The sequence below is a fragment of the Gehongia tenuis genome (genome assembly GCF_014384795.1).
In the GTDB taxonomy this organism is placed as follows: Bacteria; Bacillota; Clostridia; order Christensenellales; family NSJ-53; genus Gehongia; species Gehongia tenuis.
Window position 1 is genome coordinate 814,659 of record NZ_JACRSR010000001.1, and the last position, 13,842, is coordinate 828,500.

Consider the following 13,842-nt stretch of genomic DNA (forward strand, 5'->3'; position numbering starts at 1 on the left):
GGAGCCGGGGCTATAATCAGGAAGGATAAAGCAAGGGAGTGTGGGAATATTGGGGCTTTCCGGTAAGAAACAGGGAATTCTGCTCATGATTCTGTCGGCCCTGTCCTTTTCGGCGATGCAGATTGTGGTCTCCCTATCCGGCGGCCGCATTCCGGTACTGGAGCAGGTATTTTTCCGCAATATTGTGGGAGTCGTGGTGTCCTTCATCCTGATCACCAAGCGGAAGGGCTCCTATTTTGGGACGAAAAAGGATCAGCCCATGCTCTTCAGCCGCTCCTTCTTCGGCTTTCTTGGCATCATCACCCTGTTTTATGCGGTCAATCATGCCCATCAGGCGGATGTGACCATTCTAAGCAAGATGTCGCCTTTCCTCATCACCATCTTTGCGGCCATCTTCCTCAAGGAAAAAATTTCAAAGATGCAGATTCCGGCCATGATTCTTGCCTTCATTGGCGCCTTTTTGGTGGCCAATCCCACCTTCAATTCCAACTATTTTCCCCTTATCATAGCCTTTTGCACCTCCATCACCGCCGGCATCTGCTACACGCTTCTGGCCTATATGAAGGGCAAAGTGGATCCTCAGACCATCTTGTTTCACCTTTTTGTGTTCTGCTCGGTGGCTTCCATTCCGTTTATGATCGGAAATTTTGTGGTGCCCACCTGGACGGAGCTCATCTATTTGATCCTCATCGGCGTATTCGGGTGGCTGGGCCAGATCACCATCACCCTGGCCTACCAGAAGGCGCCGGCGGCGGAGGTGAGCGTCTACAACTACACGGGCATCATCTTTTCCATGATCCTGGGCTATGTGATCCTGGGCGAGAACGTGTCCGCCGCCTCCTGCATGGGCGGCGGGCTGGTGATCGCGGCCTCCGTTTTGATCTATTGGTACAACAACCGTTTGAAGGGCAGGAACGAGGAGCCGGTGGATCCCGGCAAGGTGGAGGACACCTTCGTATAAATTTGATACAGTTTTGCGTCCGGAACTTTGGTTCCGGATTTTTTTTGCCAATTTTACTCCATATTGTGGTTGAAAAACCTATAGGGGGGTGGTACAATATCTAGTGTTTCGGGCGGACCAGAAACACAAGATATGTAAAAGTGACAGGAGGACTGGGGTTCATGAAGTTTTCGGAGAATGCCATCAAGGTGCTGGAAAGGCGCTATCTCTCCAAGGATGAAGAGGGAAATTTAATAGAGACTGTGGAGGGCCTGTTCCGCAGGGTGGCGAACCACATTGCAGAGGCGGATAAGCATTATGATTCAAACAGTGACACAAAGGCGCTGGCGGAAGAGTTCTTTGAAATGATGACCAATCTTGAATTTATGCCCAATTCGCCCACCCTTATGAATGCGGGCAAGCCTTTGGGCCAACTTTCGGCCTGTTTTGTGCTGCCGGTGCCGGACAGCATGGACGGCATCTTTGACGCGGTGAAAAATGCTGCACTCATTCATAAGAGCGGCGGCGGCACGGGCTTCAGTTTCAGCAGAATCCGTCCTGCGGGCAGCTCGGTCCGTTCCACCGGCGGCGTGGCCAGCGGCCCCATCAGCTTTATGAAAGTTTTCAATGCCGCTACGGAAGCCGTCAAGCAGGGCGGCACCCGCCGGGGCGCCAACATGGGCATTCTTCGCGTGGACCATCCCAATATCACCGAGTTTATTCAGTGCAAGAAAGACAGTGCGGAGATCACCAACTTCAATATCAGTGTGGGCATCACCGAGAAATTCATGGAGGCGGTGAAAGCCGACACCTACTATGATCTCATCGACCCCAAGACCAAGGAAGTGGTGGGCCAGAAACGGGCGAAGGAGGTCTATGACCTTATCGTGGATATGGCCTGGAACAACGGCGAGCCGGGCATCGTGTTCCTGGACCGCCTCAACCGGGACAACGTGGTCCCAAGCCAGGGCGAGATCGAGAGCACCAATCCCTGCGGCGAACAGCCCTTGCTGCCCTATGAGAGCTGCAATCTCGGGTCTATCAACCTCAATGCCGTCCTGGATGAGGAGGAGGGCAAATTTGTCATCAACTATGCCAAGCTGGCCCGCATCGTGGACAGTGCGGTGCATTTTTTGGACAACGTCATCGATATGAATAAATATCCGCTGGAGGAGATCGAAAAAACCACCAAGAGCACGCGCAAGATCGGCCTTGGCGTGATGGGTTTTGCCGATCTGCTTTTCAAGCTGGGCATTCCCTACAACTCCGAGGAGGCCATCGCGGTTGCAGGCAAGATCATGGAATTCATCGAAACCCGGGGCAGGGAAGCCTCCCGGGAACTGGCAAAAACCCGCGGCCCCTTTCCGCTGTTTGGCGAGAGCATCTTTAAGGACGAGGAGCCCATCCGAAACGCCACCGTCACCACCATCGCGCCCACCGGAACCATCTCCATCATCTGCGGCGCGTCCGGCGGCGTGGAGCCTCTTTTTGCCATCTCCTTTATTCGAAACGTCATGGACAACGATGAACTTTTGGAAGTGCACGACTACTTCAGGAAGGTGGCGGAGGAGCGCGGCTTCTACAGCGATGAACTCATGCGGGAGATCGCTCAAAAGGGCTCCCTGGCCCATGTGGAGGGCGTACCCGAGGATGTGAAGCGGGTGTTTGTGACCGCCCATGATATCAGCCCCGAATACCATATCCGCATGCAGGCGGCTTTCCAGGAATTCACGGACAATGCCGTTTCGAAGACGGTAAACTTCCCCAACAGCGCCACAAGGGAGGATGTGAGCGACGTCTACCGCCTCGCCTATGAACTGGGATGCAAGGGTGTGACCATCTATCGGGATGGCAGCCGCGATCTGCAGGTTCTGAATGTGGGCAAGGTGAAGGGCAAGGAAGAAGAAGGCCCTGCGGCGCCCGCGGCCATCACGCCCCGGCCGAGGCCGGAGGTGACCATGGGCATCACTGAAAAGGTGCGCATCGGCTGCGGCAATCTCTACATCACCGTCAATTACGATGAAAAAGGCATCTGCGAGGTGTTTACCAATCTGGGCCGCGCCGGCGGCTGTCCCAGCCAGTCCGAGGCCACCAGCAGGCTTGTTTCCATGGCTCTGCGCTCCGGCATGGACGTGACCACGCTCATTGAGCAGCTGAAGGGCATCCGCTGTCATTCCACGCTGCGCCAGAAGGGCCTTAAGGTGCTCTCCTGCCCCGATGCTATTGGCAAGGTGCTGGAGAAGGTCATGAAGATGCAGCACATGCAGGCCGAAACCGCCGCCAAGAACCTGGATATTGGAAGCAAGGAGTTTGTGGATAAGCATGGGTGCCTGGATAACTGCTCCCTGTGCTCCCAGAAGGACACCTGTCCGGCGGCGAAGGAGGCGGGGGACTGCCCGGAGTGCGGCTCCAAGCTGGAGCATGAGGGCGGCTGCGTGGTGTGCCGCTCCTGCGGATATTCCAAGTGCGGCTAAACCGGGAATAAAAAAGCGGGGGAATTCCCCCGCTTTTTTATATCCCAATTTTAAAGCTCCCGGCGGCTGTGGTATTCCTCCGACAGAAGGCCGTAACGCAGTTCATTCCAGAACCGGCCCTGGTGAAAGATGCGTTGGCGAAAACGGCCCTCCAATCGGCAGCCCAGCTTTTCATGAAGCCTTTGCGAGACGGTGTTGCCTTCCACACAGGCGCTTTCAAATTTGTGAAGCCGCCTTTCATTGAAGGCGTAATCGAGCAAAATATTCATGGCACTGTAGGCGCAGCCCCTTCCCCGAAAGGCGGGAAGCACCGATACGGACATGGTGAAAAGGCCGTTCTTTTCGTCAATGCCCGCAAGGCTCACGGTGCCCGCTTTTTCACCTTCGAGATTCTCGATGGCAAAGTTGAGGCGGCCCTGCTTGCGGCTTTCCGCCATGTAGGCCAGCCAGCGGGTTTTGGCCGATTCCTCGCTATGGGGCGGCTCCACGATGCTGTCAAAGAAGAAAGTGTGCTCCTCGTCCATAAGCTGCTGATAAAAATCCGACCAGTCCGTCTCCCGGAGGGCGCGGAGCCGAACCCGGCCGTCCTGCCAATAATATTTACTGAGATCGTAAGCCATTCCAAACCTCCCTATTCCGCTTTCAATACTGCTATCATCATAGCACAATCGGCCCGCCGCCAGAAGTCCAAGACGCTCTTTTAGGTATTTTTGCAAAATTGTCATGAAAAAGTTTACCTTGGCATATTTCAATTTGTATATATGTTTGGTAGAATACATATAACAGCGTGTTTGAAGCGCGTATGTTCGCACGTCAATATAAGGAGGAGTGATGGATTTGAAAGCGTATAAGACCGAGGAGATACGAAACATTGGCATTGTAGGCCACAGTGGCAAGGGTAAGACGACCCTGGCCGAGGCGATGCTCTTTGAGAGCGGTGCGATTGACCGCATGGGCAAGGTCGAAGACGGTTCGACCGTATCGGATTATGATCCCGAGGAGACGAAGCGCGGGATTTCCATCAGCGCCTCCGTCATGGCGGTGGAGCATAGGGATTGCAAGATCAATGTGATCGATGTCCCGGGATATTTTGATTTCGAGGGTGAATTGGCGGAGGCCATGACCGTGATGGACGGCGCGGTGCTGGTAATCAGCGGCGCTTCCGGTGTAGCGGTGGGTTTTGAAAAAGCATGGGAGCGTTGTGAAGCGGCCCAGCTGCCCCGTATGATTTTTGTCAATAAGCTGGACAAGGAGAATGCCAGTTTCGATAAGACGGTTGCGGCGCTGCAGGAACGTTACGGAACGGCCATCGTGCCTTTGCAGCTGCCTATCAAGGAGGACGGCAAGCTTACGGGCTACGTGGATGTTATCTCCGGCAAGGCGATGCTCTTTGACGGCAAGAAGGAAAAGGAAGCGCCGGTGCCCGAGGATATGCAGGGCGCGCTGGAAGCGGCCCTTGAAGTGGCCACGGAAGCGGCGGCAGAAGGCGATGACGAGCTCATTGAAAAGTTCTTCGCCGGCGAGGCGCTGACCCTGGAGGAGATCGTGCGCGGTCTCAGGGAACGGCTGAATGAAGGCAAGATTGTGCCGGTGCTGGGCGGTGTCGCCAACCAGAATCTGGGCGTTTTGGCTTTGATGAATGCCGTTGTGACGCTCATGCCCAATCCTGCCGAACGGCCGGAGATGGAAGCGGAGGATGTGAGCAAGCACGAGCGCATCAAGGTGAAGATGGATTCGGACGGACATCTCTGCGCCCGGGTCTTTAAAACGGTGGCCGACCCCTATGTGGGCAAGCTCTCCCTGTTTAAGGTGATGAGCGGCACGGTCCGCTCCGATGCGCCGATGTACAATGTCAATGCCGAAAAGACCGGCAAGATGAGCGGCCTATATATTCTGCAGGGCAAAAAGCAGATTCCCACCGACGCCATCGCCTCCGGTGATATCGGCGCTATTGCCAAGCTGCAGGTGACCAATACTGGGGACACCCTGTCCACGGTGAATCATCCCCGTTTGTTCGACCCCATTGTCTTCCCCGAACCGGCCCTTTCCATGGCGGTGACGGTGACCAAGCAGGGCGATGAGGACAAAGCGTTTTCCGGGCTCCATCGCCTGGAGGAGGAGGATCCCACCATCCGGGTGGCCAAGGGCGACGGCGGCGAGACTCTGCTCAGCGGTCTTGGCGAGATGCATCTTGAGATTATCGTGAAAAAGCTGGCCAACAAGTTTGGCGCTCAGGTCAAGCTCAGCGATCCCAGGATCCCCTACAAGGAGACCATCCGCAAGAAGGTGAAGGCGGAGGGCCGCCACAAGAAGCAGACCGGCGGCCATGGCCAGTTCGGCCACGTGTGGATCGAGTTTGAACCCATTCTGGACGGCAGTGCTGAATTTGAGTTCGTGGATAAGGTCGTGGGCGGCGTGGTGCCCCGCCAGTACATTCCGGCGGTGGAAAAGGGTCTTCGGGAGTGCATCGTGAAGGGTGTTCTTGCGGGATTCCCGGTGGTCAACATCCGCTGCACCCTGTACGACGGTTCCTTCCACCCGGTGGATTCCTCGGAAATGGCCTTCAAGGTGGCCGCGGCGCTTGCCTTCAAGAAGGGATGCCAGGAAGCGAATCCCGCGCTCCTTGAGCCCATCTATCACGTGGAGATCACCGTGCCTGACGAGTACATGGGTGACATCATCGGGGATATGAACCGGCGCAGGGGCCGCATCATGGGCATGAACCCCATCGGCAAGCTTCAGCAGATCGTGGCTGAAGTGCCCGAAGCGGAGATGTTCAAGTACGCTACGGATCTTCGTTCCATGACCCAGGCCAGGGGCTCCTTCACGATGAGCTTTGAGCGCTACGAGGAAGTGCCCGCCCAGATGGCCCAGAAGATCATTGAAGCCCATCAGAAGGAAGAAGAGTAAAGGATGGTGAAAGAGGAGGTGAGAAGCCTCCTCTTTTTATGCAATTTCTGTTGCGTTCTCCGTCAAAATTCGGTATCATGAAGTGTATGTGAGGGGGTAATGCCCATGGTTACAACGGTTTGTCTCAATCCAAGCATTGATCGGACTCTGCTGGTGGACCGCCTGATCGAGGGCGGCGTGAATCGCGTGCGCCGTACGGTGATGACGCCCAGCGGCAAGGGCATCAACGTGGCCGTTGCGCTGCAGCGCCTCGGCGTTGAATCAACCTGTGTGGGCTTCCTGCATCGGGAAAACTGCATGGTTTTTGACAACCGCCTGGCCAGGGAAGGCGTCCACAACGGCATGGTTTATCTGCCGGGCACGGTGCGGACCAACTATAAAATCTGGAACAACCTGCATCAAACCATGACCCAGATCAATGAGGCGGGTTCGCCTTGGACTCGGATGGCGGAGGACGCTTTTTGGCAAAGCTTCAACGCCAGTCTGGAAAATTCCGAGGTTGTGGTGATGTCGGGCAGTCTGCCGGTGGAATGCCCCAAGGATTTCTACGGCCAGCTTATCCGCCGCACCAAGGAAATGGGCAAGAAAGCCATCCTGGATGCGGAAGGATTCGCACTCATTCGGGGTATCGAAGCCGCGCCTTACATGGTGAAGCCCGATGAGACGGAGCTTGCGGCCTACATGGGCCGGAAGATGGACTCCAAGGACAAGATTATTCAGGCCGCTGAGACCATCCTGGAGAAGGGGGTCACGGTGGTGGTGGTAACGATGGGTTCCAAGGGCGCCTATTGCTTCACCCGGGAGGAACGGTATTTTGTGCCCGCGCTCAAGGTGATCGTACGGGCTACGGTGGGCGCCGGGGATTCCTTTGCGGCGGGCATGGCCAAAGGGCTGGCCGAAGGCGCGGATCTTCAGACACAGCTGCGCTATGGCGTGGCCGCGGCGGCATCCAGCCTCCTGGCCGAAGGCACGGCGCTGCTCAAACGAAAGGATTTTGAGAGCCTGGCTGAACGGGTAACGATCCAGGCAATGTAGAAAGGATGAACGATCGAATGGCTTATGTGGGTATTTTAGGGCATGGAACGGTGGGTTCCGGCGTGGTGGAAGTGCTGATGAAGAACGCGGACAGCATCCAAAAGCGTGCGGGGGAGCGGATCGTGGTCAAGAGAGTGCTGGACCTCCGCGAATTTCCCGAGCTGTCCTACAGCGGACTTTTCACCAAGCGTTTTGAAGATATATTGGAGGATCCGGAGATCAAGGTGGTGGCGGAGATGATGGGCGGCCTCAAGCCGGCCTATGATTTTGTGAGCCGCGCCATGGAGGCGGGCAAGCATGTGGTCACCTCCAACAAAGAGTTGGTTTCCACCTATGGTCCGGAGCTGACCCAGACCGCTCAGCGCATGGGCGTCCGGTTCATGTTTGAGGCCAGCGTGGGCGGCGGCATCCCCATTATCCGGCCGCTGAGCCAGTGCCTGAGCGCCAACCGGGTCTCGGAGATCCAGGGCATCTTGAACGGAACCACCAACTACATTCTGACCCGCATGGGCAACGAGGGCCTCGATTATCATACCGTGCTGGCCGATGCGCAGAAGCTGGGCTATGCGGAAAAGGATCCCACCAACGATGTGGAAGGTTTTGATTCCACCCGTAAAATTGCAATTCTCGCATCCATCGCCTTCCAGAAATTTATTGACTACCGCCAGATCGATACCGAAGGCATCACCAAGATTCAGATGGAGGATATCGAAGGCGCGAAGGCTTTTGGCATGAACATCAAGCTCATCGGTTCGGCCAGAATGGATGAGAGCGGTGAGATTACGGCGAGGGTGTCCCCCTGCCTGGTGCCCCATAGCTATCCTCTGTCAGGGATTTTCGACGTGTTCAACGGCGTTTTGGTCAAGGGAGACGCTGTGGGCGACGTGATGTTCTACGGCCGGGGCGCGGGCAAGCTGCCCACCGCCAGCGCCGTGGTGGCGGATATCATCGATATCGTGAAGAAGAGCGACTTCAAGGCGCCCATTCTGCCGGTGGAGACGCAGGATATCGTGCCTGATACGGAAGCGGCAAGCTTCTTCGTGCGATCGGCAAAGCCGGTGGAGGAAGTGACGGCGGCTCTTGGCGAATGCGATACGGCTGAGTTTGAAGGCTGGACCGCTTATATCACCCAGCCCATGACCGAGAAAGCGCTGCTCCAAAAGGGCGAGGGTCTTGCGCTGTCCATGCCGATTCGCGTGATCACGGAGGAATAGAACCTATGATCAAGGTTTTTGTTCCGGCCACCAGCGCCAATATGGGCGCGGGGTTTGACTGCCTGGGCATGGCGCTTAGCCTTTACAACACCGTTATTGTGGACCCTCGGGAAGAGGGCCTTATTCTGGACTTTCCTGAATCGGACCTGCCCCTGGTGGAAGAGGGCGAAAACAACCTGGTCTATCGGACCATGAAGGAAACCTATAAAATCGTAGGCCGGCCCATGCCCGGCCTCTATCTTCGTCAGATCAACGGCATTCCCATCACCCGCGGCCTTGGGAGCTCCGCGGCCTGCATCGTGGCCGGCATCATTGCGGCCAATGCGCTGATGGGTCAGCCCCTAAAAAAGCGGGATATTATTGAACTGGCCACCCGCATGGACGGCCATCCGGACAACGTTCTGCCCGCCCTCATCGGAGGCGTGACGGTGGCGGCGATGGAGAATGAACGGGTTTACTATGTGAAGCAGATGTCGGTGGATTTTGTCCGGTTTGCCGTTATGATTCCCGATTTCCCGCTGCCCACCTCCATGGCCCGGGGCATCCTGCCGGAGGAGATTTCCCGAAAGGATGCGGTATACAACATCAGCAGGGCAAGCCTCATGATGGCTTCGCTGATCACCGGCAAGGTGGAGAACCTCTGGGCGGCCTCGGACGACCGGCTGCATCAGCCCTATCGAAAGAAGTTTATTCCCCATTTCGATGATATCGTGGCAAAGGCCAAGGAACTGGGCGCCAAGGGCATGTTTTTAAGCGGCGCCGGCCCCACGATGATCGCCATTCTGGACAAAGATTATCAGCGTTTTCAGTATGAAATGGACTACTATACATCCACCTTTGAGGATAAATGGGAGGTTCATATTCTGGAAGTATGTCGGGACGGCGCATGGTGGGAAGAGGTGGAAGCATGAAAAGCTACCGCAGGGAATTGACCTTCAATCTGCCTGCGCGGCGCGGGTTCGTCAATATTACGCCGCAAGTGAAAGCCGCGCTCAAGGAGAGCGGCATTCAGGAGGGCCTGCTGTTATGCAACGCCATGCACATCACGGCCAGCGTCTTTATCAACGATGACGAGGGCGGGCTGCATCAGGATTTTGAACGCTGGCTGGAGAAGCTGGCGCCGGAAAAGCCGTACAGCGCCTACGCCCACAACGGTTACGAAGACAATGGCGACGCCCATTTAAAGCGCACCGTCATGGGCCGGGAGGTGGTGGTGGCGGTGAGCGGCGGACGGCTGGATTTTGGACCCTGGGAACAGATTTTCTATGGAGAATTTGACGGCAAGCGCTCAAAACGGGTGCTGGTTAAAATTATTGGAGAATAGAAGGGAAGTTCTTTGATCGCCTTTCAGCGTTTGGATCAGCATACCTATATCATGCCGGGCAACAATGTCATCGGCGCCATGACCGGAGCTTCCGGTCGGGCTGTGATCGTGGACACGGGCCTGGATGAGCGCTATGGCCGGCGCATCCTGAAGGCGGCGGAGGGCGCGGGGTTCACCGTTTCGGCGGTGCTTTATACCCATTCCCATGTGGATCATATCGGAGGCGGGGGCTATCTCATGGAGCATGCCCGGCCTTCTTTTTATGCTTTTCCCGCGGAAGCCGCAGCCATCGAGAACAGCGGTCTGGAAGGCTTCTACCTCTATGCCGCCAGGCCCATCGCAGAGCTTTCGACGAAGTTTGTTCATGCCGAAGCAGTTTTGCCCGTGCATCATCTTGAGGCCGGCCCCATGGCGGTGGAGGATGTGTCCTTTGAAGTGGTTCGCCTTCCCGGCCACTGTTTGGAGCATGGAGGCTTCCTCAGTGAGGACGGCTATTTGTTTTCCGGGGATGCGCTTATCTCGCGAAAGGTTTGGCAGCGAACGGGCATGCCCTATCTGGTGGATGTGAAGGAGAGCCTGGGGACGCTGGAGGTCATCGAGGAGATGGACGTGAAGGCCTGTGTGCTGGCCCACGGCGGCGTGGCGAAGGATTTTCGGGCCCTGGCCCGAGACAACCGGCGGGCCATTGAGGAGCTTGCCTGCAGGGTCCATGAGGCACTGGACCGCCCCATGACCAAGGAGGACGCCTTCCGGAAGGTGATGGGGGAGCTGGACGCCCGTTTTGATCTTGTGGGCTACTATCTGCTCATGTCCACCTTTGGCGCCTATCTGCGTTACCTTCGGGAGACGGGCCGGGCTGAGCTCCATCTTGAAAATCATCAGGTTCTATGGAACCGGCTGTAATTCTCGCCGTCAAAAGGCGTGAGGGCGGCCGGGGAGGGAAGCCACGCCCGTGCTCCGGACCAGGGAGACCAGGTTCTCATCCAGGCCGGGGGCTTTCCGTACGCTTTCCGGACCGAAACGCCGATGAATTTGATCCAGACATTGTTCAAGCTGCGCCGTTTGTTGGCGCTTTTTTTCGTTCCACAGCAGTGAAAGCTGGGCGGCCTCTTCGACGGACTGGAGCTGGGTGAGGCGGATGCCCAGGGCGCGGATGGGCTTTTGTACCCTTACGCCCTGGAAGAGGCGCCAGGCCTCCCGGGTCAGATCGTCTTCCAGCTGGGTGGGTGCGGGGAGCTGGCCCTGATGCTCCAGATGGGAAAGATCACTGAACCGGACATAGATTTGCAGCGTGCTGCCCACCAGACCTTGCTTGCGCAGCCGTTTGGATACGCTCTGGGCCAGATGGGCGAACACGAAGCGGATCTCCTCCTGGCGGGTGAGATTGCGGGCGGTGGTGATGCTGTTGCCCAGTCCCTTGATGGGGTCCGTCTCGTCCACCATGGCCACGGGGCTGTCGTCCAGGCCGTTGGCATAGCGCCACAGGTTTTCACCAGCCTTGCCCAAACAGCCCTTCAGCACCCTGGGGGAGGCGTGAGCGATGTCCCGAATGGTGAAAAGGCCCACCTTGTGCAGGACATTTTTGGCGGAGCGGCCCACGAACAGCAGCCGCTCCCCAGGGAGCGGCCACACCAGCCTGGACACGTCCGGCCGGGCAATGACGGTGGTACCGTTGGGCTTTTTAAAATCGCTGCCCAGCTTGGCAAAGACCTTGTTGAAGGACACACCCACCGATACGGTCACGCCCAGCTCCCGCTGAACGGCTCCGCGGATGTCATCAGCAACGTGCCGTCCCGCCGCCATATCCATGCCCTTTTCGGTGATATCCAGCCAGGCCTCGTCGATGCCGAAGGGCTCGATGCGATTGGTGTAGCGCTGGTAGATATTTCGGGCCAGCTGGGAAAAATGGAGATAGCGCCGGGAGTGGGGCGGCAGGATCACAAGGCCTGGACACTTTTCCCGGGCCTTCCATAGGGGCTCGCCGGTGGCGATGCCAAAGGCTTTGGCCTTCTCGTTTTTGGCCAGCACGATGCCGTGACGCATCTGCTCATCTCCGCCCACGGCCACCGGCAGATGAGCAACATCCGGCCGGTACAGACATTCGACCGAGGCATAAAAAGCGTTCAAATCACAGTGCAGAATGATTCGGTCCACAAAAAATCACACTCCGAACGTTTGTTCCTACATTGTGATTATAAAACATATGTTCGCAATTGTAAAGAACCTTTGTTTGCCAAATGGGCAGGATTTGGCTTGGAATTGGCGAATATATAAAGGCTACATGAAGGAGGTTTTTGGATGTCCAGTATTTTGATTCTGGGAGGCGCCGGCTATATCGGCAGCCACACTGCTCGCTATTTCAAAGACCGCGGCAGAGAACTGGTGGTTTATGATAATCTCAGCACGGGTTTCCGGGATTCGGTGAAGAATATTACCTTTGTGGAAGGGGACTTGCACGACACCCGGGGCCTGGAACGGGTTATGGAGCGGCATCGGGTGGATGCGGTGATTCATTTTGCCGCCTTCAGCCAGGTGGGCGAGTCCATGGTCAATCCGGAAAAATATTATTACAACAACCTGGCGGGCACACTGTCCGTGCTTCGGGCCATGGTGAACCAGCAGGTTCAAAACATTGTCTTTTCCTCCACGGCGGCGGTGTACGGCGATCCTGTCCGCATTCCCATTGTGGAGACGGCGGATAAGAAGCCAAAGAACATCTACGGCAAGACCAAGCTTATCATTGAGAACATTTTGAAGGACTACGAAGGGCCTTACGGCGTCCGCTCCGTGTGCCTGAGATATTTCAATGCGGCGGGCGCTCATCCCGATGCCACCATCGGCGAAAGCCACCGCCCGGAGAGCCATCTCATTCCGCTGGTGCTGCAGGCGGCCCTGGGCCAGCGGGATCATTTGGATATCTTTGGCGATGATTACGAGACGCCGGACGGCACCTGTGTCCGGGATTATATCCATGTCATGGATCTGGCTGACGCCCATTATCGGGCGCTTGAGCATCTGCAAAGAGGCGGCGCTTCCGCGGCTTACAACCTGGGCAACGGCAGCGGATTCTCGGTACGCCAGGTTATTGAGGCGGCCCGATACGTGACCGGCCGGGAGATCCGTGCGGAGGTCAGGCCCCGGCGTGCGGGAGATCCGGCCATCCTGATCGCAAGCTCGGACAGGATTTCAAGGGAACTGGGCTGGCAGCCCAAAATGCCTGAATTGGATCGAATCATTGCAACCGCCTGGGAATGGCACCGCACTCATCCCGATGGATATGAACGGTAAACAAAAAAGCGAGACACATTGTCTCGCTTTTTTTATTCGATGGATACCAGCGGTTTCAATTTCTCCAAAGTCTTTTCGCCGATTCCCTTGACGTTCAGCAGCTCTTCCACCGCATGGAAGCCTCCGGAACTCTCGCGGTAGGCGATGATAGCTTCCGCCTTAACCTCACCGATGCCGGGCAGCTCCATAAGCTGTTCCTTTCCGGCGGTGTTGATGTTGATTTTTTCAACGTCCGGGGATTTGGAGGCGGATGGTGACGATTCGGAAGGGGGAATCGGCTCGGCAGATGGGGCGGAAGCCGGTTTTGAAGATACTGATGGTTCCTCCGTGGAAGCGGAGGCAGCGCCGCCGTCCGCACCAGGGACCGTGATTTTTTGTCCGTCGGAGAGGCGCTCCGCCAAGTTCAGCTCCTTTGTATCCCCGTTCGAACCGCCGGCAGCCTCAATGGCGTCCTCCAGTCTGGCGTCATAAGGCAGCTCGTAGAGGCCGGGATGCTGAACGGCGCCCTGAACATCCACCTGAATGGTAGAAGATGCCGGTTCGGTCGCCGAAAGGGATGCGGGAAGAAGCTGACCGTACACGGCCATCCCCGCCAGAACGGCCAGGACCAGCAATGCCAGCACAATACGGGAAGTCTTCATGGTCCACCTCTTACGG

12 protein-coding genes are annotated in these 13,842 nt (G+C 56.8%); 9 read left to right on the forward strand and 3 right to left on the reverse strand.

What is annotated here, in order from left to right; genetic code table 11:
• The first annotated feature begins 40 nt into the window (after window positions 1-40).
• Both H8696_RS04055 and H8696_RS04060 read left to right on the forward strand, forming a co-directional pair.
• On the forward strand, window positions 41-961 hold the full coding sequence (locus H8696_RS04055) for a DMT family transporter (protein WP_249315081.1): 921 nt from the start codon (window positions 41-43) through the stop codon (window positions 959-961).
• Between the two features lie 161 nt (window positions 962-1,122).
• Window positions 1,123-3,414, forward strand: a complete 2,292-nt coding sequence (locus tag H8696_RS04060) for a vitamin B12-dependent ribonucleotide reductase (protein WP_249315082.1) — start codon at window positions 1,123-1,125, stop codon at window positions 3,412-3,414.
• Between the two features lie 50 nt (window positions 3,415-3,464).
• On the opposite strand, the gene H8696_RS04065 is transcribed toward H8696_RS04060, so the two are convergent.
• Window positions 3,465-4,034: a GNAT family N-acetyltransferase gene (locus H8696_RS04065; RefSeq protein ID WP_249315083.1), complete on the reverse strand. Its 570-nt coding sequence runs from the start codon at window positions 4,032-4,034 to the stop codon at window positions 3,465-3,467.
• Window positions 4,035-4,251: 217 nt separating this feature from the next.
• On the opposite strand from H8696_RS04065, the gene fusA reads away from it, so the two are divergent.
• From fusA to H8696_RS04095, 6 genes are all read left to right on the forward strand, one after another.
• Window positions 4,252-6,324, forward strand: coding sequence for an elongation factor G (gene fusA, locus H8696_RS04070; protein ID WP_407926365.1), 2,073 nt, complete (start codon window positions 4,252-4,254; stop codon window positions 6,322-6,324).
• A 105-nt stretch (window positions 6,325-6,429) separates the two neighbouring features.
• Window positions 6,430-7,359 (forward strand): 1-phosphofructokinase family hexose kinase, encoded by a 930-nt coding sequence (locus H8696_RS04075; RefSeq protein WP_249315085.1) that lies wholly within the window; start codon window positions 6,430-6,432, stop codon window positions 7,357-7,359.
• Window positions 7,360-7,376: 17 nt separating this feature from the next.
• Complete coding sequence (locus tag H8696_RS04080) at window positions 7,377-8,573, forward strand: homoserine dehydrogenase (protein WP_249315086.1); 1,197 nt, start codon at window positions 7,377-7,379, stop codon at window positions 8,571-8,573.
• A 5-nt stretch (window positions 8,574-8,578) separates the two neighbouring features.
• Window positions 8,579-9,484 (forward strand): homoserine kinase, encoded by a 906-nt coding sequence (gene thrB / locus H8696_RS04085; protein ID WP_249315087.1) that lies wholly within the window; start codon window positions 8,579-8,581, stop codon window positions 9,482-9,484.
• Window positions 9,481-9,897 carry a secondary thiamine-phosphate synthase enzyme YjbQ gene (locus H8696_RS04090; protein WP_249315088.1) on the forward strand — a complete coding sequence of 139 codons (417 nt, stop codon included), beginning with the start codon at window positions 9,481-9,483 and terminating at the stop codon, window positions 9,895-9,897. The genes thrB and H8696_RS04090 overlap by 4 nt, the downstream gene beginning before the upstream one ends.
• 12 nt (window positions 9,898-9,909) lie before the next feature.
• Window positions 9,910-10,800, forward strand: a complete 891-nt coding sequence (locus tag H8696_RS04095; RefSeq protein WP_249315089.1) for an MBL fold metallo-hydrolase — start codon at window positions 9,910-9,912, stop codon at window positions 10,798-10,800.
• A gap of 9 nt (window positions 10,801-10,809) precedes the next feature.
• On the opposite strand, the gene H8696_RS04100 is transcribed toward H8696_RS04095, so the two are convergent.
• A complete protein-coding gene (locus H8696_RS04100; protein ID WP_249315090.1) occupies window positions 10,810-12,051 on the reverse strand; it encodes a DNA polymerase Y family protein in 1,242 nt (413 codons plus the stop codon).
• A gap of 144 nt (window positions 12,052-12,195) precedes the next feature.
• Between H8696_RS04100 and galE the strand changes: the two genes are divergently transcribed.
• Complete coding sequence (galE, locus tag H8696_RS04105; RefSeq protein WP_249315091.1) at window positions 12,196-13,185, forward strand: UDP-glucose 4-epimerase GalE; 990 nt, start codon at window positions 12,196-12,198, stop codon at window positions 13,183-13,185.
• Window positions 13,186-13,217: 32 nt separating this feature from the next.
• Here the strand turns inward: galE and H8696_RS04110 are convergent, their stop codons facing one another.
• The gene (locus H8696_RS04110; RefSeq protein WP_249315092.1) at window positions 13,218-13,826 is read right to left on the reverse strand and encodes a ComEA family DNA-binding protein; all 609 of its coding nucleotides are present in this window, start codon (window positions 13,824-13,826) and stop codon (window positions 13,218-13,220) included.
• Between the last annotated feature and the right edge of the window lie 16 nt (window positions 13,827-13,842).

Coding starts and splice junctions, on each gene's coding strand:
- H8696_RS04060 (WP_249315082.1), top strand. CDS start 1,123: ATGAAGTTTTCGGAGAATGCCATCAAGGTGCTGGAAAGGCGCTATCTC.
- H8696_RS04065 (WP_249315083.1), bottom strand. CDS start 4,034: ATGGCTTACGATCTCAGTAAATATTATTGGCAGGACGGCCGGGTTCGG.
- H8696_RS04075 (WP_249315085.1), top strand. CDS start 6,430: ATGGTTACAACGGTTTGTCTCAATCCAAGCATTGATCGGACTCTGCTG.
- H8696_RS04080 (WP_249315086.1), top strand. CDS start 7,377: ATGGCTTATGTGGGTATTTTAGGGCATGGAACGGTGGGTTCCGGCGTG.
- thrB (WP_249315087.1), top strand. CDS start 8,579: ATGATCAAGGTTTTTGTTCCGGCCACCAGCGCCAATATGGGCGCGGGG.
- H8696_RS04090 (WP_249315088.1), top strand. CDS start 9,481: ATGAAAAGCTACCGCAGGGAATTGACCTTCAATCTGCCTGCGCGGCGC.
- galE (WP_249315091.1), top strand. CDS start 12,196: ATGTCCAGTATTTTGATTCTGGGAGGCGCCGGCTATATCGGCAGCCAC.
- H8696_RS04110 (WP_249315092.1), bottom strand. CDS start 13,826: ATGAAGACTTCCCGTATTGTGCTGGCATTGCTGGTCCTGGCCGTTCTG.